Origin of the sequence: Neptunomonas sp. (assembly GCF_041601355.1) — a bacterium.
GTDB lineage: Bacteria > Pseudomonadota > Gammaproteobacteria > Pseudomonadales > Balneatricaceae > Neptunomonas.
The window spans coordinates 1-21,763 of record NZ_JBFIIH010000043.1 but is presented as its reverse complement, the minus strand read 5'-3'; the positions used below and the strand labels follow the sequence as shown (position 1 = coordinate 21,763).

The window sequence follows — 21,763 nt, the reverse complement described above, 5'->3', positions numbered from 1 at the left end:
ATCTTCTTTTGCGAAGCTTAACCTTGAATGATCAGCCAGTTGTCTAAGCTTGTCAGGTCTTCAGGGCTGAGTGTGCCTATTTGTTGTTTAAAGGTGAATAGGTTAAGTACATAGTCAAACCGGGCATTAGCGTAGTCACGTTTTGCGGCATACAGAGCTTGTTCCGCTGCCAGAACATCGACAACGTTTCGTGTACCTACAGCAAAGCCTTCACTGGTGGCATCCAGAGCTGCCTGGCTGGAGATAATGCTTTGCTGGCGGGCGAAAACGCTGAGTACGTTAGTTTTAACATTACGTAATAAACTGCGTGTCGCTTGCTTTACAGCGCGCTCGGTGTCTTCATAGGTTTGCATCGAGACATCCATCTGAGCGTATGCCTGACGAGTTCTGGAGCTGGTCGCGCCGCCTTGATAAAGTGGCAGGCTAAAGGTTAAGCCGACAACATTGCTTTCATTCCAATCATCAGTGCTGACCGAACCTTTATCTCTATCATAGGTTGCACTTAAATCTAGCGTGGGCATGTGCCCTGATTTTGCGATTTGAGCGCTTTTTCGTGCCACTTCAATATCAGTTTTCACCAGCTGCAGTCCAATGTTGCCTGTTAGTGCTTTAGTTAACCAGCTATCAGGCTCAGCAGGAGATACTTCCTGAATAGGGTACTCAGGGCTGAGAAGGTCTGTTTGGGTGATGGTTTCACCTGTCAGGCGCTCCAGTGCTTCATAGCTGTTGTCGAGAGCCCCTTCCGCTTCGATCAGACTGACTCTGGCATTATCATAAGAAGCTTGCGCCTCATGCACATCAGTAATGGCAATCAGGCCCACTTCAAATTGAGCATTCACCTGATCCAGACGACGTTTGATGGCGCGCTCCTGGGATTCAGCGGTTTCCAGATTGCTTTTAGCACGTAGCACATTCAGATAGGTGTCTACCGTTTGAAGAATAAGATTCTGTTGTGCCAGGTCAAAGCGTATCTGAGCCTGTTCATCCAGTGTCTGCCCCTGTTGGTACGTGAACCAACGGGCCGCTGAAAATACCGGTTGAACCAGACTGACGGTGTAGCCGTGGTTATTATAAGAGTCGTAATCAGAATCATCGGAGTAGCTAGTGTAGCTAGTGTTAGCTGTTGCAACGATGTTCGGCAGCAACCCGCCGCGCGCCTGAGGCAGGGCCTCTTTGTTGACGCGGTATGTTGCTTCAGCAATTTTCAGCTGTGCATCGTTGTCGAGTGCTTTGTAATAGATCTCTTGAAGTGATCCAGCACTGACAAGTGTTGCTGAGCTACATAATCCGGCTAACATGGCCGCACGAATGGCGTATGATATCAATTTCATTAAGCTAGTCCTTACTGTCGAGATTCGGCATATTCTTGTTCAATGGTATTTGGGCGGCGTTTACCCAGGAAGTTGTAAACAGTAGGGATGACAAATAGCGTCATTAACGTACCGAAGAGCATACCCCCCACAATAATCCAGCCTATCTGTTGGCGCGATTCTGCACCTGCACCTGTGGCCCATGCTAACGGCAGTGTTCCCAGTACCATGGCGCCGGTTGTCATTAGTATAGGACGTAAGCGCAAAGTTGCAGATTTTATAACGGCATCGCGCACTTGGTAGCCTTGTTCCTGTAACTGGTTCGCAAATTCTACGATTAGGATACCATGTTTCGCAATCAAGCCAATCAGGGTAATCAGGCCTATCTGACTATAAATACTGATAGATCCCCCCGAGTAATACAAGGCAAAAAGTGCACCACAAATAGCGGGCGGCACTGATAGCAAGATGATGAACGGATTTTTAAAGCTTTCGAACTGGGCTGCAAGAATCATGAATATAAAGACCAGTGCCAGAATGAATGTTGTTTGCAATCCGCTGCTTGAGTCTTTGAACTCGCGTGACTGCCCACCATAGTCAGCGCTGGCCTCAGGTGCAACTTCTTGCAGTGTGGTCTCAAGGAATGTAAGTGCCTCACCAATACTAAAGCCAGGCGCTAGCATTGCTTGTAGTTTCACCGCTTTAACTTTGTCGAAGTGGTTCAGTTCACGAGGGGCTACCGTCTCACGCAGAGTAGTCAAATTTGACATTTGAATCATATCGCCGCTGTCGCTCCGAACGTATAACCCGGACAGATCGGCGGGGTTGTTGCGTTGCGATTTATCCACCTGAACGACGACATTGTATTGATCGCCATCTTTCTTGAAGCGAGTAACATCGCGACCTGCTATATAGCTTTCCAGCGTTCGGCCAATGCGTTCAACCGGCACGCCGATTTCAGAGGCTTTATTTCGGTCTATATCGATCTGTAGCTCAGGTTTATTCAGCTTGAGATCGGTGTCAGGCTGAACAAACATTGGGTTCTGGTAAACTCTGGCCAGTAACTTGTCGGTAATTATCTTCAAATCATCGTAAGTTCCGTTAGATTTGATAATAAATTCAACCGGGCGGGAGATAATACTTTGGCCGAGAGAAGGCATATTCATGGCAAATGACATGTTGCCTGTAACTCCACCATAGAGTTGAGGTGTTAGTTCCGCTGCTATTGCTTGTTGTTTGCGGTTACGTTCATCCCATGATTTAAGCCCCATGAATGTCAATGAGTTTGTTTCAGAAGGGAAGCCTACTACGGTGAAGTAACGGTTCTGTTCGGGCACGTTGGAAATAATGCCCTCCACACCTTTAGAGTAGCGATTAACATAATCAACAGATGAGCCATCAGGGTTGATTGAGAATGTCATGATCGTACCGCGATCTTCAATGGGGGCTAGTTCTTTGGGAAGCTGATCATAGAAGTACCATGCGCCAAAAGTGCTGCCAATCATGATGACCACAGCAACGAAGCTGTAGCGCAGTAACAGTCCCAGTAAGCGCTGATAACTGTTGGTGATGGCGTTTAAAAAACTTTCTATCAGGTTAAACAGAAAAGAATGCTTCTTGTCATGCTTTAGCATGCGAGAACTCATCATGGGCGATAAGCTTAAGGCGATAAAACCTGAAATCAATACGGCGCCTGCCAGTGTCATTGAAAACTCAGTAAAGAGCTTTCCTGTCCGGCCCGGTGTCATGGCGACAGGAACGTAGACGGCAACCAGCGTGAGTGTTGTTGCAACAATGGCAAAACCGACTTCACGGCTACCGATAAAGGCAGCTTTAATGGGAGACATGCCTTCTTCTACATGTCGGTAGATGTTTTCCAGCATGATGATGGCATCATCGACCACCAGTCCGATCGCGAGCACCATGGCCAGAAGTGTCAGTGTGTTCACCGAGTAGTCCAGCGCATACATGACGGAAAAGGCACCAATCAGTGACAGAGGTATAGTCACAATCGGGATTAACGTAGCCCGCAGGTTTCGTAAGAAAAAGAAGATAACAACAATAACCAGAATGCCGGCTTCGGCTAACGTTTTGAAGACGGAGTCGATGGACGCCTGGATAAATATCGAGGAATCATAGGCAATATTAACTTCCATACCTTCTGGCAGGATCTGCTTGATCCGTCCCATTTCGGCTTTCACACCGTTGGATACATCCAGTGGGTTAGCCGTTGATTGTTTGACGACGCCCATCGCGACAGCATTCTTACCATTAAAGCGACCTATAATGCGCTCAGACTCAGGCGCGATCTCGACACGTGCAACATCTTTAATGCGAATGGGGTAGCTGTCATCATTACGAATGATAACGGATTCAAATTGGGAAACGCTATTCAGATCGCTGTTGGTGAGTACACTGAATTCGCGTTCAGCGCTTTCTATGCGACCTGCAGGTACTTCCAGATTCTGTGCGCGTAGTGCTGTTTCAATATCGTTCGGTGTGAGGCTGTATGACGTTAAACGATCTGGATCGAGCCATATACGCATTGAGTAACGTCGTTCACCTGCAATCATAACGTTAGCAACCCCCTGGACCGTTTGCAAAGGGTCTTTGACGCGACGATCTGCGAAATCAGATACTTCCATGGGCGAGTGACGGTCAGAGGAGAATGCCAGCCAGATAATGGGTTGAGCATCCGCTTCTGATTTTGCCACAATCGGCTCATCAATATCATCGGGCAGGGTGCCACGCACTCGTCCAACGCGGTCGCGAACATCGCTTGCCGCCGCATCCGGATCTCTATCCAATTTGAAGTTGATGGTGATTTGGCTCTTTTCCGACCGGCTTATAGAGGTCATGAAATCAATGCCTTCAATACCTGACAGAGAGTCCTCTATTATTTGCGTTACCTGTGTTTCAATAATCGAAGCACTGGCACCGGCATAATTGGTTTCTACCGTAATCACTGGGACATCAATTTTTGGATATTCACGGACGGTTAGGCGGTCGTAAGAAATAACGCCTAATAGTAAGAGAAGCAGGCTCATCACAATGGCCAGTACGGGGCGCCTTATGCTTATATCAGATAAAACCATGAGCTATTAGCCTTCCTGTTGAGCCGTGTTTTGAGGGGTAGGGAACAGTGGGGTAATCGGCATACCGGGACGTAGTTTCATATGTCCAGCGGTAACGATCACATCACCTGCATGTAGACCGGTTAGAATCTGCACTTGCCCATTTTGCCGCACGCCTAGTGTCACAGGTGTCATCGATACCGTGTTGTTTTCATCCATACGCATGACTAAAAAGGTGTTGTTGTTTGGAATGATGGCTTCTTCAGGAACTAAGAATGCTTGATCGTCTGAACCAAGCGAAACATGGATAGTCGCGAATAACCCAGGGCGCAATTGTCCGCTTTCATTATCAATTCGCGCTTTTACTTTGACGCTGTGGCTACGCGGGTCGATGGTTGGGGATATTGCATATATTTCTCCGGTAAATGGAGCATTCGGGTACGCGGCAACGAACAGTGATACGCTCTGGCCGTTTTTAATTTGAGACAATACTGTCTCAGGTAAGCTGAATTCGACTTTCATCTGTTCAATATCGGATAACGTTACAAGATCCTGCCCTGCCGTTACGTAATCACCAGGGCCTACATTGCGTAAGCCTATGGCGCCGCTGAAAGGCGCTTTAATCGTCATTTTTCTCAGCAAAGTTTTGGCAACTTCGAGCTGTGCTTCGTCAACGCGTAACTGGGCCAGCGTGGTATCTCTGTCGTTTTCAGACCCCACGCGTTTTTTCAAGAGTTTTTCAGCACGCTTGAATTCATTCAGGCTTAAATTAACACGTGCTTGCGCTTGAGCGACTTCTGCGCGATATGAGTCTGCGTTAAGCTCAAACAGGACATCACCTTTATTAGCCTGTTGGCTTTCTTCAAACAGGATTTTGTTAATCAGGCCACTTTGCTCCGGACGAATAATCACGCTCTCGCGTGCTTCAAGCGTGCCTACTGCTTTGAGTGTGCGGGTTAAGGTGGAGGCTTCGACTTTGACAACTTCCGCAGGAAGACCCTGGGGCTTTTCGACTGCGGCTGCCAGCAAAGGAGTGGAAGACATTAAAAGTACCAGTGTGGGTGCAAGCCACTGTTTTTTAAGTGTGATCATGGGTTATTTCTCTTTGTGTGGCAGTAAAATATGATTCCAGTACAGATTAACCAGTTCATGTAACGGAGCGGTAGAGCTGTCGACTTTCATGCGCAGTAACGCGCCTTGCCAGCTATCCCAGAACAGGTGGGCGAGCTGTTTTGGGGTCAAATCATTTCGCACACTGCCGTCTAATTGGCATTGTTTGAAGTCTTGTTCGATTGACTCAAGGACGTAGGCCGTTGAATGACGAATAGCTTCTTTAAGCGCGGGGGAAGCATTGCCTAGTTCGCCGGAAAGGTTGGCAATCAGGCAGCCAAAATTATCATCTTCAGATTCGAATTTATTAATTTCATTTTCTAGTTGTATGCGCATTTTTTCTAATTGCGGGTAATCGAGTTTTGCGTATTCTGTATCCCAGCGCTGACATTCAATTGAGTGATAGTGTTCAATCATTTCGACAGCAAACTCTTCTTTACTACCGAAAAAATTATAAAAAGAGCCTTTGGATACCCGGCAGGCTTTAAGGATGGCGGTTAAGCCAGTGCCGTGATATCCCAGCTTATTAAAAAGCTGCATGCCTTTTTCCAGAATTTGTTCCCGATCATGCTCGGGTCGTCTGCCTTGTGCCATTATATTTAACTAGACCGGTCGTTCTAAATGAAAGGTAATTGTACGCCGATGAGGTTCAAGCTCAAGTGATGGGGTGTGAAGCATTGATGACATTTCTGCAACAGACTGTTGACCCGACTCACTAAGGAGGGGCAGCGCTTAACGCAGAATCAAAAACGCCGGAAAAATCCGGCGTTGTCTGGTGTTGTTATAACCGATGCAGAAACAAGGATCTGCATAACTGAAAACCGGCTACTTAGCTTTCCAGTGCGGCTTTTATGCGATTAATGGCATCTTCGAGAATATTCATGCTGGTAGCAAAAGAAAGTCGCATGTTACCAGGTGCTCCAAAAGCTGAACCGGGCACTAGCGCGACACCTGCATCGTTGAGTAAAAACTCAGCCAGATCTATATCGTTACTAAAGCGATCATCCCGATCAATGATTTTCTGGAAGCTTGGGAACGCATAAAAAGTGCCGTCGGCTGGAATGCATTCTACGCCTTCAATTTCATTTAAGGCAGCAACCACATATTCATGGCGCTCTTTAAAGGCGACCACCATTTTATCAACACAGGCATTGCCGCCTTCCAGCGCGGCTTGAGAAGCAACCTGAGAAATTGATGTCGGGTTTGATGTGCTCTGCGATTGAACTTTTTTCATTGCACCTATTAATTTTGCTGGCCCGGCCGCGTAACCAATGCGCCATCCGGTCATTGAGTAGGCTTTTGAAACGCCATTCAGGACGATAGTTCGGTCATACAGATCAGGGCATGCATTCAGAATATTGCAGAATGGCAGGTCGTTAAAGCGGATATGTTCATACATATCATCGGTAGCAATCAGCACATCCGGGAATTTTCTCAGGACAACACCGAGTGCCGCCAGTTCTTCCAGCGTGTAAGAGACGCCTGTTGGGTTAGAGGGGCTGTTGAGAACAACGAGGCGGGTACGATCTGTTATTGCTTCTTCGAGTTGTGCCGGTGTGATTTTAAAGCGGTGTGCTTGTGTCGTTGTGATGATGACCGGCACGCCGTCAGCGACCAACACCATGTCCGGATATGAAACCCAGTATGGAGCAGGGATGATTACTTCATCACCCTCGTTGAGTAACGCCAGAGATAGATTGAAAAAACTCTGTTTTCCGCCACATGAAACCAGAATCTGGTTAGCATCGTAGGTTAGGCCGTTATCTTTTTTGAACTTGTTAATAATTGCTTTTTTCAGACCCGGAGTACCATCCACTGCGGTGTACTTAGTGAAGCCGTTATGCAGGGCTTCAATCGCAGCATCTTTGATGTGTTCTGGGGTATCGAAATCAGGTTCTCCTGCTCCCAGGCCAATAATGTCTTTTCCTGCGGCGCGAAGTTCTGCAGCACGATTAGTGACCGCTAAAGTCGGAGATGGTTTGATTCGGTTTACACGGTCTGAAAGTTGAACGTCCAATTCATAGTCCTCTATGAAATAAAGTTAAGTAAAGACGCTAAATTAAGCGAGAAAACTATACAGGAATAGACGCGTACACAACATAAAAAAATACCTTAAAATTCCAGTGCTGAAAAGCACGGGGTTGCCGGTTTATGATAAAAATGGAACGCCTGAATATCCGATGATTTGCCTCCGGGAAAAGCAATTTCCAAGACGTTTTGCTTTTGAATGCGTATACTAGACCGTTTAATTCTTTGACCGATTTGATCCATTAGATAGTAGGTATTATGAAACAGTGTTTCAAAGTCAACTCACCTTTTGCGCCTGCAGGCGACCAGCCTGAAGCCATCAAAGGATTAGTAGAAGGGATTAACGACGGGCTTGCTGCACAAACGTTGCTGGGTGTTACCGGATCCGGTAAGACCTTTACTATTGCTAATGTGATCTCAGAGATTCAGCGTCCAACTATTGTGCTGGCGCATAATAAAACCCTGGCTGCACAGCTTTATGGAGAGTTCAAAGAGTTCTTTCCTGATAACGCAGTTGAGTATTTTGTTTCTTATTACGACTACTATCAGCCAGAAGCCTATGTGCCCTCATCAGATACCTTCATAGATAAAGATGCCTCCATTAATGAACATATTGAGCAGATGCGGCTCTCGGCGACTAAAGCACTGTTAGAGCGCAGCGATGTTATTATCGTGGCAACGGTCTCTTCGATATATGGGTTGGGCGACCCTGAATCATATTTGTCGATGATGTTGCACCTTGATCGTGGAGAAACCGCGGACCAACGTAAGATCTTGCGTCGATTGGCTGAGCTGCAGTACAAGCGAAATGACATAGAACTGCATCGTGGGACTTATCGGGTGCGTGGTGATGTCATCGATGTGTTTCCTGCCGAATCTGAAAGAGATGCACTTCGTATCGAGTTATTTGATGATGAAATTGAAAACCTGAGTTATTTCGATCCACTCACCGGCGAAGTATTGCGCAAGGTACCGCGTGCGACGGTTTACCCTAAATCGCATTACGTAACACCCCGTGAAATATTGGTAGAAGCGGTCGAGAAAATAAAAGTCGAGTTGCATCAACGCCTGCAGTACCTTCGCGAGATAGATAAGCTGGTTGAATTACAGCGTTTGGAACAGCGCACCATGTATGACATGGAGATGATCATGGAGCTTGGGTATTGTTCAGGCATAGAAAACTACTCGCGTTATTTATCGGGCCGCGAACCAGGGGGGGCGCCACCCACGTTATTTGATTACCTGCCAGATGATGCCTTAGTGGTGATAGATGAGTCCCACGTTACTATCCCTCAATTAGGCGCGATGTATAAGGGCGACCGTTCACGTAAAGAAACTCTGGTTGAGTATGGTTTTCGTTTGCCATCGGCTCTGGATAATCGGCCTTTACGTTTTGAAGAGTGGGAACGGCTGGCTCCACAGATGATCTTCGTTTCTGCAACACCTAGTCGCTATGAAGCCGCCAATGCGGGGAAAATTGTTGAACAGGTGGTTCGGCCTACCGGGTTGACCGATCCTGTTGTTGAAATTCGTCCTGCATCTACACAGGTGGATGACTTACTCGAAGAGATTAACAAAGTTGTTATTGATAACTGCCGCGTAATCGTCACGGTATTAACCAAGCGGATGGCTGAAGATCTGACCGAATATCTGGCCGAACATAATGTCAGAGTTCGTTACGTGCACTCTGATATAGATACGGTAGAGCGTGTTGAAATTATCCGTGACCTGCGTATCGGTGAGTTTGATGTATTAGTGGGTATCAATTTACTGCGAGAAGGGATTGATATGCCTGAAGTGGGCCTGGTCACTATTCTGGATGCTGATAAAGAGGGCTTTTTGCGTTCGGATACTGCGCTGATTCAGACCATAGGGCGTGCAGCCCGTAATATTAATGGTCGTGCGATACTCTATGCAGATCGCATCACAGGCTCAATGGAGCGGGCGATTGCGGAAACTGATCGTCGACGTGAAAAGCAGGTCGCTTATAATGCATTGCACGGTATCACTCCCAAAGGTATTACTAAATCGGTGGCTGATATTATGGAAGGTGCATCAACCATCCCGGGACGTAAGGCGGCACGTACTGCGAAAAAAGTGGCAGATCAGGCTGGAGAGTATCAATTTGATCCCGCGACTATGTCGTCCAGGCAACTGGTGAAGGCGATGAATCAGTTGGAAGATAAGATGTATGAAGCGTCTAAGAATTTACAGTTTGAGTTAGCGGCTCATTATAGAGACCAGTTGGAGCAGCTCAAGCACGCTGTAATCTAGAGAGGATTTGAGAGGCGCCGGAGTGTGTTGTTTACGAATGGACCAGGTTGTTGATGCTGGGGAACTCTTTGGCAAAGCGCAAAATCCATTCGTGAGCAGCGGCTTCCTGCGATAAGTGGCGACCTTCCGCTTTTTCAATTTCATGTCGATATTGCTCGATATGGCAGATCTGTTCGATCATTCTTACCGCATAGGCTGTCGCCGGGTCATCAAATACCAAACCCGTACGAAAGTGGTTATTTTTTTCTGGAATACACCAGGCTACATGCCCGGTCGCTTTAAAAGCCGGATCATAAATCGAAATTTGGATTTCAAGAGCCGTGCCGATCGCATAAAAGGTGTCTGTTGAAAGGCTGATGCCAATCTGGCCGCAGTGGCTGGTTGTATTAGGCGAGATAGGCGTGTCTGCACTCAAAGAAATCTGAGCAGGAATGTTATTCGGATGGCGAATGTAGCTTTGTGTAATATTAGAAGTCATTTGGAACACCTTCATATGGATATCATCATTATACGTTTAAAACAGTTTCCATATGTATTGAATCGGCTATTTATTAAACAACTTTAGTATAGAATAATTTATACCAGCTTAATGGAAGATGAGCTGCTAATTTAACGTCTTTATGAGGTTGCTGGTTAAAAGTTAGACTAATGTATAGACCATTATAAAGATGTTTGTGCAAATTAAGTGAATATCCCCCCCCAATACTACTGAAATCGGAGCAACATAGTGGCGCAGGAACCGCAGGTCAGGCCGGGTGCATTTCGTTTTAAACAAAAAATTTTCATTATGCCTCTAAAGCTCAAAATACTCACGCTTGCCCTTTTGCCGATGTTGCTGGTGACTGGCATCATTACCTTGGTCAATGTAAAGCAATCGCAGTCTTTATCTGAGCTTGAAATTGAAACGTTTGAGCAGCTCTTGCTCGCCTCTAAACGCAGTGAGCTTAAAAACTACGTCAGCCTGGCACTGACATCTGTTTCGCAAATATTAAACAGTCCCTGGATGCACGATTTTGAAGCCAAAGAGGAGGTAAAGCGCATCCTTAAGGGAATGACCTACGGCGAAGATGGCTACTTTTTTGTTTATGACGCTAACGGCGTAAACCTGGTGCATCCTGCGCAGCCTGATCTGGTAGGACAAAGTCTTTTTGACTGGAAGGATGACAATGGCACCTTTGTCATTCGTGACTTGTTTACTGTGGCTAAAATGGGCGGAGGCTTTCATCGTTACGTTTGGCGTAAACCGTCCAGAGGTGATAACGAAGATAAACTCAGTTATGTCGTTCTGTTGCCAGAGTGGGGCTGGATGCTGGGAACTGGCTTATATGTTGATGATATAGCCACTGAGGTGGCTAAAACTCGCTTGCAGGTAACCCAAAATATACGCAACACGTTTTTTACGGTATTGGTTATAACAGCAGCCACAGCGATCATTATCGTTATGATAGGAATAGCCATCAATCTGCATGAAAGCCGTTTGGCGGATGCTCGCTTACGTCACCTTGCGCACAAGTCAGTCCAATTTCAGGTCAGCCAGCGCCGACGCTTTGCCAGGGAACTTCATGATGGCATTAATCAGTTGATGGTATCTGTTAAATTTCGTATTGAGCTGGGTATCAGTAAAACTAAAAAAGATGATACAACCGCGGTTGATGATTTGGTAAAAGGTGTGGCTGTACTCAATCAGGCAATACAGGAGGTACGTCGGATCTCCCATGATCTGCGCCCCAGCTTACTCGATGATATGGGTTTAACATCAGCGCTCAAAGGGCTGTTGGATGAGTATGAATCACGCACAAGGATCATGGTTGAAACAGATCTGGATTTTCCAAAAGAGCGCTTGCCAGATGATATAGAAATTACATTGTACCGGTTAATTCAGGAAGCGCTAGCTAATGTTGAAAAGCACTCAGGTGCGGATGAAGTGCGTTTGAAAACCTGGGTTCAGGGAGGGCACGTGTGGGTGTTGTTAAAAGATAATGGTGAAGGATTTGATATTAAACAAAAAGTCCAGAAAGAAGGCATTGGTTTGCGGAATATGCATGATCGGATCGAATTGCTTAGTGGTGAATTTTTACTAACTTCTGAGGTAGGTCATGGCACTCAACTGCGAGTGAAGCTACCTTTAATCTAAAGAAGTATTAAAGATATAACGGGGAATAAGATGATACGGGTTTTACTGGTCGATGATCACCCATTGGTACTGGATGGTATAAACGCCTGTTTGTCCAGTGAGCCGGGGATAGAGGTAGTAGGTCAGGCAAACAATGGCTTAGAAGCGTTAGAACTTGCAGAGGCGTTAACGCCTGATGTCGTTCTGATGGATGTCTCAATGCCCGTCATGAACGGGTTAGAGGCTACAAAAGAGCTGAAGATACGCTTTCCGGACTTTAAAGTGCTGATCCTATCGATGCATGAAAACCGTGAATACATACTGCAGTTAATCCAATCCGGAGCTGCCGGTTACGTATTAAAAGATGTTTCATCAGCAGAGCTGGTTAAAGCGATCGCTGTTGTTCATCAGGGAGGCACTTACTTTAGTTCGGGTGCTTCTGAAACACTGGTGAATCAGTTTGATTCAGGACGTCGTCATGCCGCGGCTGAAGATTCACGCCCCGGCCTGACAAAACGAGAAGGGGCCGTGCTTAAATTACTCGCAGAAGGGGGAAGCAATAAAGATATTGCACGCCAGCTTGATATATCGGTACGCACGGTTGAAACACATCGTCAGAATATAAAACAGAAGCTTAACATCCAGACAGCAGCCGGATTAGCTAAATATGCCATTGAAAACAAAATTGTATAAATAAAATTCCAAAAAATGAAAAGAAGCACTTGCGTCCGTCAACCGCATCTCTATAATACGCAACACAATTTAGGACTATAGCTCAGTTGGTTAGAGCGCTACCTTGACATGGTAGAGGTCCCCAGTTCGAATCTGGGTAGTCCTACCAAATTCTACAACGAAAACAGCCGCTTACGGATTATGCCGAGCGGCTGTTTTTGTTTGTGCTCCTCTGTGTTAGCAAATCGCCTGAAGTAAGCGTCTTCAAATTGCTCCTGAGTAGATCAAGAGCCAGTTTTAAGCTTTCTGTGTGCTGGTTATTTAATTCCCTCAAACTGAGCATCTAGCTAGGTATGCCGTTGGAATAATGGTTCAACGAACCAAATAATAAGGTGCTCAGTGGGTAGGCGGGGTTAGACAAGGGTTAGGTTCGGGGTTTCTGATTTGCTTAAAGCCTCATCATACTGTCTTTGGGTGGATTACCAGGTAGTTGTGCGAAAATTTCGCAGTGGGTAGATGGGTTCTCTTAATTACCTGTTTCGGGGTAGTGGTTTCACCTTGATTGTAGGGTGGTGGATCAAGACGGGCACTCAATCTCGATGTTCGGGGCTTGTATACTGCTTAGGGGTGTACGCCGTTCGACTATTCAGACCTCCAGCCACCAATGATGGATTAGTGTTGCAATTCGCCTAGCTATGTTTGATATAGATACACTCAAATTTAACCGCATTAATGACAAGTCACTTAGCAAGGGTATCGATTTGCTTACTCTTAAACCATTGCGTTGCAAGGCTGAGTAATATCCTGTAGCTCTTTTCGTGTACTAATTTCAAGTTTAATGAATCGACCAACATAGTATCGATTCATAAGTTCATCATGAGTTTTCTTGAGAGAGGGTTTATTGAGACGACAGTTGGTTTCAGGTATAGCTATTTCTTGGTCGTTTAATCCCAAATCGGGTAGTACTCTTATGAACGGGTAAGTTTCTGAACATTCCTTGGCATCAAAAGAATACTGAGGACCCTGATATTCTAGGATATTGAATAGCAGCCTATAAAAAAGCCCGCAACAAGAGGCTATTCTTCTCCTTCTCTTCAATTTTCCGGCTTCGCTTTGTTTTGAAAGCCTCAGGTGTGCTGGTGAGTTCCTGAGATCATTCCAGTCTTTTTTCTGTTGAGAAGTAATAAGGCCTTGTTCCTGTAAATGAGAGAGGGCTTTTGCCGGGTACATATTCCCCCATTTGAGGATGGATTTGGTCATAGATTCGAGATGAGAAGAATTGATACCTTCAATATCATTAAGTGTATTGACCAAAAGAGGAAAGGCTTACATTGGAAAACATTTCATAGGCTTCATACCCAGTATCAGGCCTATGAGCAAAGGTGGTGCCATTCTATGCTTAGATATTTGGATCGAGCTGTGGCGTAGATACTGTTGGTTTGTTTGTGACTATCGTCGATGATGTTTTGTGATGCCGGTTAGTATTGTGATTTATATAAGATGTAGTAGCTTAAACTTGAACTGACAGTCTCGGCTAGAAGAGTCCTGGTTCGATCTGTCAGTTCGCTGAGTGCTTTGGATTCATTGGATAAGCGGCCCAAGAGGGGTAGAGTCCAGCAAGCGTTTGCCAGGTTCGTGCCAAAAGTCGACACATATGGTCATCTTAAAGATAGGCGGCTGACTCTCAGAGTGGATATCATAAACTGCCATTGATCATCACAGAAAGATATATAGTTATTAAGTATGAAGGCATAAAGACGCAGGCGGCAAGGGTGAGCATCGGTATATTTATTCAGCCTGGGCCGAGGAAGATAGTAACGGATAAGTTGCGGAGTTATGGTGTCGCTCATCGGGAATTGATCCCTGAGACGATTCACGACTTGTCAGTGTTCATGCTGCCGTCTACAACTTGTTGTATCTCGGGCGGCATCTTGTTGGGGCTAAGCACTTCTGAAACCATAGGGTAAGTGCGTTTGCATGTTGGAAAGAAGCAGTGGCCTAACAGCAGAGCACGGAATTTGGCTTTCGTTGAGACGTTAATTTGTCAGTACCTTCGGAAGTGTTTGAATTCAGTTGTCCAGATTTTCAAGATAATTCCAAATCACCTCGACTTCTTTAAGCCGCGGCGTTTTTTTGCGATAGAGCATAATTTTCAATTCGATTGATGGCAGGGTGTCTTTGATGCGAACCAGTAAGCCTTGTTCCAGCTCTTGAGTAATGCCACATGCAGGTAACCATGCCAGACCGTTACCTGCCACGGATAAAGCCTTAAGCCCTTCTACCAACGCATTTTCACATTGTGTTTGGAACTGAAATTCTGGCTTCTTGCGTGAAAAATAGTCCCGCTGTAACAGTCTTCCGAAAAATGATTCATCAGGATAGTTCAAAAGTTTTAGGGTTTCTCCTGAGCGGGGTTCATGCAAAGCGGCGCCATTATCATCGACAGCCGATACCGGGATTAACTGATCAGTTCCGACCTGCAGACTAAGTACATCATCCCGCTCCAACTGAGGAAAAATATCCGGGGAGTGATAACACAACAGGAAATCGCCTTGATCGGACATAAGGGTATCCAGGCAATTATGAAGGTTATCGGCGTTAATTCGGATACAGATATCATTGGTTAAAGTTTGTAAGGGTTTTATCCAGTGGGGTAAGAAAGAAACAGTAAGATGGTGCTGGGCGACGAAAGTAATCCGTTTAGTACTAGACACCCGATCTCGCATCTCTGCACGAGTTCTGTAGATTTGTTCAGTCCACTCACGGGCTTGTGAGGTAAATTCTCTGCCCATTGGTGTCAAAGTTGTGGGGTATTTCTGTCGATCTACCAGGGCAAATCCTAGCCAGTTTTCTAACGTTCGAATACGGCGACCGAAGGCCGGTTGCGTTACTGACCGGGCTTCGGCGGCTTTTGAAAAACTTCCGTAGTCCACTAATGCCAGATAGTCTTCTAGCCATTTAAGTTCCATTTCTGCCCTCATTTTGCTCACGAAAATCACTGATTCCGACCCGGATATGTGTTTGTAGGTAACGTCAAATCTAGGGTATGCCAAAAAGTACCAAGCTGAATAGAAAATAGCATTGGTCAGCGGCTATTGCAGCTTTTATTATTAATGGAAGCGCTTTCATAGTAGGCTAGGTCATATACAATACGTCCATTCATAGGAGCATTACGATGCATTTATCCCGATTCCCTCGACTACATTTTGCACATCTGAATACGCCACTAGAACCAATGAAAAATCTTAGTAAACTTCTCGGTGGTCCTAATCTCTGGATTAAGCGGGATGATTGTACTGGTCTGGCTGGTGGCGGTAATAAAACCCGCAAACTTGAATTTCTGATGGGTGATGCGATCGCGAAAGGTGCTGATACCATCATTACGCAAGGCGCAACTCAATCTAACCATGCCCGACAGACTGCTGCAATTGCGACCAAGATGGGCATGGAATGCCACTTGCTGCTGGAAGATCGCACTGGTAGTACTGCTGTTGATTATAACTATAACGGTAATGTGCTGATGGATCAGCTATTTGGCGCGTCATTGAGCAAGTATCCTGCTGGCACTGATATGAACCAAGCGATGGAAGAGGTTGCTGCCAAGCTACGTGCTGAAGGTAAGAAACCATATATTATCCCTGGCGGCGGTTCCAATCCTACTGGTGCACTGGGTTATGTGAACGCGGCTCTGGAACTGCTTACTCAAGCGAATGATCAGAGCTTGAAAATCGATCGTGTTGTGCACGCTACGGGTAGTGCTGGTACTCAGGCAGGTTTGGTAACCGGTCTGGTGGCTTCTAATAGCTTGATCCCGGTATTAGGTATTGGTGTACGTGTGCCTCAGGAAACTCAGGAAGGGAATGTTTTCCGTCTGGCAGAAAAAACGGCAGAACATCTGGGCATTCCTGGTGTAGTAAAACGTGAGCACGTTATTGCTAACTGTAACTATGTGGGTGAAGGATATGGAATACCAACGGAAAGTGGTATCGAAGCGATTGAGCTGTTTGCTCGTCACGAATCTATTCTGCTGGATCCTGTTTATTCCGCAAAAGGTGCTGCAGGCCTAATCGACTTGGTTCGTAAGGGAGAGTTTAATAAAGACGATAACATCGTATTCCTGCATACCGGTGGTAGCCAGGCGCTCTACGGTTATCGTGAAGCTTTAAACCTTCCTACTTATTACTAATTAACGGACGGGGACGGTGATGAGTACTTCAGGAGGTGAGCATACAGTAGGGGTTATAGACCGGGTTGTTAAGATCAAAAATCGTTACTTTCCGGGAATATGTGTCGCGATCACGATCGGTATCGCTGCATCCTTTCTGTCTCAGAAGTACGGTGCTCCGGCCATGCTTATGGCGCTCTTGCTGGGGCTTGCTTTTAACTTCCTCAGTGAAGAATCCAGCTGTATTCCCGGTATTGAGTTCTCCGCCAAAACTTTGCTGCGTTTAGGTGTTGCACTGTTGGGGCTACGCATCACCTTTGGTGATGTGTTGTCTCTGGGTTGGGGGCCTTTAGTGATGGTGTGCTCTGCGGTGCTGATGACTATTGGCTTTGGTTTGTTTATGGCCAAATGGCTTGGTTTCAGTAGTCGCTTTGGTCTCTTGACCGGCGGGTCTGTGGCTATTTGCGGCGCATCGGCAGCGATGGCGATCAGTAGTGTGATGCCTCAAAGTGAGGAAAGTAAACGCGATACGTTGTTTACGGTCATCAGTGTCACAACACTGAGCACGATCGCTATGATCGTCTATCCAATGATTGTTCATGAGTTAGCAATGACGCCTCAGGAAGCCAGTCTGTTTCTGGGTGGAACCATCCATGATGTCGCTCAGGTTGTCGGTGCTGGATATAGTATGTCTGGTGAAATCGGAGATCTGAGTACTTTCGTTAAGCTGCTTCGGGTCGCCATGCTGGTACCCATCGTATTGATGATTGGTTACGTTTTTCGTAGTCGCATGTCTCAACAAGCGGGTTCTGGTCGGGTAGCGATTCCCGGTTTTTTAATCGGCTTTGTGGCCTTGTTTACCGCAAACAGTTTCGGTGTCATTCCAGCAATGATTGCTGAACCTTTGTCCGGTAGTTCATCTTGGCTCCTATTGACTGCAGTGGCTGCACTGGGGGTTCGTACGTCCCTCAAGGAAATTATGAATGTCGGTTGGCTGCCCGTTATCTTAGTGATCAGTGAGACAATTTTTATCGCGGCTCTGATGATCGGATTTATTACCTTTCATTAATTAGTAAGGTATTTGAGATTAGAGAAACCAAGAGGTGTCTATGGAATTTTTAAAGAAGGCGATTTCGGCCGGTTTAGTTGCTGATGAAGATGAAAAAGTTCAGGCAACTGTTAAGAAAATGTTACAGCATATAGAAGAAGAGGGCGAAGCCGCTGTTAAAGAATACGCTCAGCAGTTTGATAACTGGGAAGGCGATTTCATCCTGTCTGAAGAGAAAAAGCAGGCGTTGATTGATAGTGTTCCGCAAAGTGTCAAAGATGATATTGATTTTGCGCACCGTCAGATTAAGCGATTTGCAGAAGCGCAGCGCGATAGTCTGGTTTCTTTTGAAATAGAAACAGAGCCAGGTGTTCGTCTCGGTCAGAAGGTGATGCCGGTTCAATGTGCGGGTTGTTACGTTCCTGGTGGACGATATGCGCACGCAGCGTCTGCGTTGATGAGCGTTGCTACCGCTAAAACGGCAGGTGTGCCGTATATCGTGGCTTGTTCACCACCACGTGGAGATAGTATTAATCCGGCGGTCGCTTATGCAATGCATGTGGCTGGCGCAGATGTCATCTTTGAAATGGGCGGCGTACACGCCATTGCTACTATGGCCAATGGCTTGTTCACGGGTAAGCCGGTGGATATTTTGGTCGGGCCTGGTAATGCATTCGTAGCGGAAGCGAAGCGTATGCTGTTCGGTGCCGTAGGTATTGATGTGTTTGCTGGTCCTACCGAGTCTGCGATCATTGCGGATGAAACAGCGGATCCAATGACAATAGCGGTAGACCTGGTTTCACAGGCCGAACACGGTACCAACTCTCCTGTATGGCTGTTCACTACCAGTCGCGAAATTGGTGAAAAAGTTCTGAAAATTATGCCTCATGTTATCGCTGATATGCCCAACGCAGATGTGTGCGAAGCGGCCTGGCGTGATCATGGTGTGGTGATTTTTTGTGATACACGTGAAGAGCTCGCTAAGGTGAGTGATGAGTATGCCTGTGAGCATCTTCAGGTGATGGCGCAAGACTTTGACTGGTGGAAAGAAAACCTGAACAATTATGGTTCCCTGTTCGTTGGAGAAGGTAGCACGGTATCCCACGGTGATAAGTGCTCCGGCACCAACCATATTTTGCCAACCAAGAAAGCAGCTCGTTACAGTGGTGGTCTGAACGTTCAGAAGTTCATGAAGGTGTTGACATACCAGGAGCTAGATGAGGCTGCCAATCTGGCTTTCAGCGCTGTAGGCTCCCGTATATCTCGTACAGAAGGTATGGAAGGTCATGCGCGTGCCTGTGACTGGCGACTGCGTAAGTACTATCCGGATACCAAATGGGATTTCACGGTTTACGATCAGAAGCATTACGATTAAGGATTGGCCATGAAAATCTTTGAAAAATCGTTTACTCAGCAGGAGCCGATCCCCGAACAGGGGATCGAGGCTGCCGTGGACGTTATGCGCTCCGGACGTTTGCATCGTTATAACACCCAGCCTGGTGAACAGAGCGAAACTGATCTGCTGGAAATAGAATTTGCCGCGTATCTTGGCGTTGATTATTGTCTGGCATGTTCGTCGGGTGGTTATTCGCTTCACATTGCGATGCGTGCAGCAGGGCTTCAGCCTGGCGACAAGGTGTTGTGTAATGCTTTTACTCTTGCCCCTGTGCCGGGAGCAATTCATAACAGTGGTGGTGTGCCAGTGTTGGTCGATGTGGCGGATGATTACTGCATCGATTTGGATGATCTGGAGTCGAAGGCAGCAGAGTCGGGTGCTAAATTTTTCCTGTTATCTCATATGCGCGGCCATTTAGCGGATATGGATCGCATCATGGACATTTGTCAGCGCTATAACCTTTTTCTTATTGAAGATTGTGCCCATACCATGGGAGCAAGCTGGAATGGCGTTAAGAGCGGAACCTTTGGCGATATAGCCTGCTTCAGTGCTCAGACTTATAAGCATGTTAATTCCGGAGAAGGCGGTTTTCTTACTACCCGCCATGCAGACGTGATGGCTCGGGCCATTATGTATTCTGGCTCTTATATGCTGTTTGATCGTCATTTGGCGGGGCCGCCAAAAGAGTTTTTTGATCAAATTCGCTACGAAACGCCTAACTATAGCGGTCGTATGGATAACCTGCGTGCAGCGATTCTGCGTCCTCAGGTAGCTAACCTTGATACCCAATGTGAAAACTGGAACCGGCGCTACATTATCATTGATAACATAATGACGTGCTGTCCTGCTATCCATGTTCCAGTCAGGCCTGATGCAGAAAGCTTTGTAGGTAGTTCTATTCAGTTCTCATTGCCGGGGTTTACTGTTGATCAGATTACCCGGGTGGTTCAAATCAGTAGCGAGCGTGGTGTGATCCTGAAGTGGTTCGGTAATAATGAGCCTGCGGACTATACCAGCAGATATGACAGCTGGCGCTATATTCAGGACATGCCTAAGTTACCAAAAACTGAAGAAGTTCTATCGACGCTACTTGATATGCGTATCCCATTAACCTTTAGTGAGAGTGACTGCGAGTTGATTGCAGAGATCATCGTTGAAGTCGTGAGGGAGTGCCAGAGTTGAGTATCAAAGCGAACAATGAAAAAATCGTCGGTATTATTGGTGGAATGGGCCCTGAGGCGACGGTGGATTTAATGCAGCAAGTGATTGCCGCAACGCCAGCCAAAGACGATGTAGACCATATTCGTATGCTGGTGGATAACAATCCCAAAGTGCCATCGAGAATCAAAGCGATCATTGAAGGGACGGGAGAGAGTCCTGCTCCTTGTATGATTGAGATGGCCAGAGGGTTGGAAAAACAGGGGGCTGACTTTTTGGTCATTCCGTGTAATACCGCACACCATTATTACCCGGATGTTGCTGCTGCAGTGAATATCCCGGTATTTAATCTGATCGCTCTGACCTCTGATAGCGTCAAAAAAGAGCAGCCAGATTTAAGTAAAGTGGGTCTTCTTGCATCCAGTGCTTTACAGAAAATTCATCTTTATGAGCCTTGGTTTGAGAAGCATGACGTGCAGGTGCTTTATCCGCAGCAGGACGATCAGCGGGCAGTAATGGATCTGATCCGCGCCGTTAAGGCTAAAAACCAGACAGTTGAACAGGTGCAGGCTTATAACCGTGCAGCCCAGAATCTTGCGGATCAGGGGGCGCAATGTCTGATTCTTGCCTGTACAGAACTATCGGTTATTGGCGACCTGCTACAGACTTTTCTACCGGTTTACGATGCCTCGAAGTTGCTTGCACAGGCCATTGTGAATGAGGCTTTAGGTTCTGAATAGAAAACCGATTTTATCTCTCTTATAGGCATGCTTCACGGCATTGCCTGCAGGAGGGGTAACTTTTTATCCAGTAATTACAAGCTGGAATATGACTGTTTGTGACGGCGGCGAAAGCGCAGCAGTAAGTCATAAAAAATAATGACCTGGCAGCTGATGCCTAATGTTGCCGGTTTAGTCGCAAGGTATTTATTAATACTGCCCAGAAGTTAACACGATTTTTTATAGCACCGATCTGTCAAACAGTTGGACCGTAGTATTTGAGCATGCAGCCTATATAGTTAAAAAACAGGTGCTTAAATTGGTTTAATAACAATAACTAAGGGAAAAAGATGAGTATTGAACGGATTGGCTCAACAGAGCGTATGAGTAAAATTGTTAAGCATAACAACACTATCTACCTGTGTGGCCAGACGGCTTGTGATGAGGCCTGGGATATCTCTGAACAGACCCAGCGAAGTCTGCAAAAGGTGGAAGGTCTTTTGTCTGAAGCAGGATCCTCAGCGGATAAATTGTTATCGGTAACTATCTACATACGTGATATGAAAGACTTTGCTGCGATGAACAAGGTGTGGGATGCCTGGATTGCTGATAAGCCAAAACCAGCCCGTGCTTGTGTTGAAGCGCATATGGCCAGGCCGAACATACTTGTGGAGTTGTGCGTAACTGCAGCACAGT

Annotated in this window: 17 protein-coding genes and 1 tRNA gene; 10 read left to right on the top strand and 8 right to left on the bottom strand. The window is 46.3% G+C overall.

The annotated features are described in order from the left end of the window. Positions 1–17: 17 nt before the first annotated feature. The 5 genes from ABY436_RS08920 to ABY436_RS08900 form a co-directional block, all read right to left on the bottom strand. Positions 18–1,331: a TolC family outer membrane protein gene (locus ABY436_RS08920; protein ID WP_372738627.1), complete on the bottom strand. Its 1,314-nt coding sequence runs from the start codon at positions 1,329–1,331 to the stop codon at positions 18–20. 11 nt (positions 1,332–1,342) lie between these two features. After that, positions 1,343–4,405: an efflux RND transporter permease subunit gene (locus ABY436_RS08915; RefSeq protein ID WP_372738626.1), complete on the bottom strand. Its 3,063-nt coding sequence runs from the start codon at positions 4,403–4,405 to the stop codon at positions 1,343–1,345. A 6-nt stretch (positions 4,406–4,411) separates the two neighbouring features. Further along, positions 4,412–5,476, bottom strand: a complete 1,065-nt coding sequence (locus ABY436_RS08910; protein ID WP_372738625.1) for an efflux RND transporter periplasmic adaptor subunit — start codon at positions 5,474–5,476, stop codon at positions 4,412–4,414. Between the two features lie 3 nt (positions 5,477–5,479). Continuing rightward, the gene (locus tag ABY436_RS08905) at positions 5,480–6,088 is read right to left on the bottom strand and encodes a TetR/AcrR family transcriptional regulator (protein ID WP_372738624.1); all 609 of its coding nucleotides are present in this window, start codon (positions 6,086–6,088) and stop codon (positions 5,480–5,482) included. 235 nt (positions 6,089–6,323) lie between these two features. Further along, positions 6,324–7,511: a pyridoxal phosphate-dependent aminotransferase gene (locus tag ABY436_RS08900; RefSeq protein WP_372738623.1), complete on the bottom strand. Its 1,188-nt coding sequence runs from the start codon at positions 7,509–7,511 to the stop codon at positions 6,324–6,326. A gap of 269 nt (positions 7,512–7,780) precedes the next feature. Between ABY436_RS08900 and uvrB the strand changes: the two genes are divergently transcribed. After that, complete coding sequence (uvrB, locus tag ABY436_RS08895; RefSeq protein ID WP_372738622.1) at positions 7,781–9,796, top strand: excinuclease ABC subunit UvrB; 2,016 nt, start codon at positions 7,781–7,783, stop codon at positions 9,794–9,796. 31 nt (positions 9,797–9,827) lie between these two features. Here the strand turns inward: uvrB and ABY436_RS08890 are convergent, their stop codons facing one another. After that, positions 9,828–10,274: a hypothetical protein gene (locus ABY436_RS08890; protein WP_372738621.1), complete on the bottom strand. Its 447-nt coding sequence runs from the start codon at positions 10,272–10,274 to the stop codon at positions 9,828–9,830. Positions 10,275–10,523: 249 nt separating this feature from the next. Between ABY436_RS08890 and ABY436_RS08885 the strand changes: the two genes are divergently transcribed. From ABY436_RS08885 to ABY436_RS08875, 3 genes are all read left to right on the top strand, one after another. Continuing rightward, on the top strand, positions 10,524–11,930 hold the full coding sequence (locus ABY436_RS08885; RefSeq protein ID WP_372738620.1) for a cache domain-containing protein: 1,407 nt from the start codon (positions 10,524–10,526) through the stop codon (positions 11,928–11,930). 30 nt (positions 11,931–11,960) lie between these two features. Beyond that, a complete protein-coding gene (locus ABY436_RS08880; protein ID WP_372738619.1) occupies positions 11,961–12,602 on the top strand; it encodes a response regulator in 642 nt (213 codons plus the stop codon). Between the two features lie 71 nt (positions 12,603–12,673). Further along, positions 12,674–12,750, top strand: a tRNA-Val gene (locus ABY436_RS08875). Between the two features lie 602 nt (positions 12,751–13,352). Here ABY436_RS08875 and ABY436_RS08870 read toward each other — a convergent pair. Next, positions 13,353–13,811, bottom strand: coding sequence for a hypothetical protein (locus tag ABY436_RS08870; protein WP_372738618.1), 459 nt, complete (start codon positions 13,809–13,811; stop codon positions 13,353–13,355). A gap of 839 nt (positions 13,812–14,650) precedes the next feature. Then, complete coding sequence (locus ABY436_RS08865; RefSeq protein WP_372738617.1) at positions 14,651–15,550, bottom strand: LysR family transcriptional regulator; 900 nt, start codon at positions 15,548–15,550, stop codon at positions 14,651–14,653. Positions 15,551–15,756: 206 nt separating this feature from the next. Between ABY436_RS08865 and ABY436_RS08860 the strand changes: the two genes are divergently transcribed. The 6 genes from ABY436_RS08860 to ABY436_RS08835 form a co-directional block, all read left to right on the top strand. Then, positions 15,757–16,767, top strand: coding sequence for a D-cysteine desulfhydrase (locus tag ABY436_RS08860; protein WP_372738616.1), 1,011 nt, complete (start codon positions 15,757–15,759; stop codon positions 16,765–16,767). Between the two features lie 19 nt (positions 16,768–16,786). Further along, on the top strand, positions 16,787–17,815 hold the full coding sequence (locus ABY436_RS08855) for a YeiH family protein (protein ID WP_372738615.1): 1,029 nt from the start codon (positions 16,787–16,789) through the stop codon (positions 17,813–17,815). 40 nt (positions 17,816–17,855) lie between these two features. After that, on the top strand, positions 17,856–19,169 hold the full coding sequence (gene hisD / locus ABY436_RS08850; protein ID WP_372738614.1) for a histidinol dehydrogenase: 1,314 nt from the start codon (positions 17,856–17,858) through the stop codon (positions 19,167–19,169). 9 nt (positions 19,170–19,178) lie between these two features. Beyond that, a complete protein-coding gene (locus ABY436_RS08845; RefSeq protein ID WP_372738613.1) occupies positions 19,179–20,372 on the top strand; it encodes a DegT/DnrJ/EryC1/StrS family aminotransferase in 1,194 nt (397 codons plus the stop codon). Next, entirely contained in the window at positions 20,369–21,088 is a 720-nt protein-coding gene (locus ABY436_RS08840) for an aspartate/glutamate racemase family protein (protein WP_372738612.1), read from the top strand. The genes ABY436_RS08845 and ABY436_RS08840 overlap by 4 nt, the downstream gene beginning before the upstream one ends. A gap of 329 nt (positions 21,089–21,417) precedes the next feature. Then, on the top strand, positions 21,418–21,763 hold a 346-nt coding region (locus tag ABY436_RS08835), incomplete at its 3' end, for a RidA family protein (protein ID WP_372738611.1).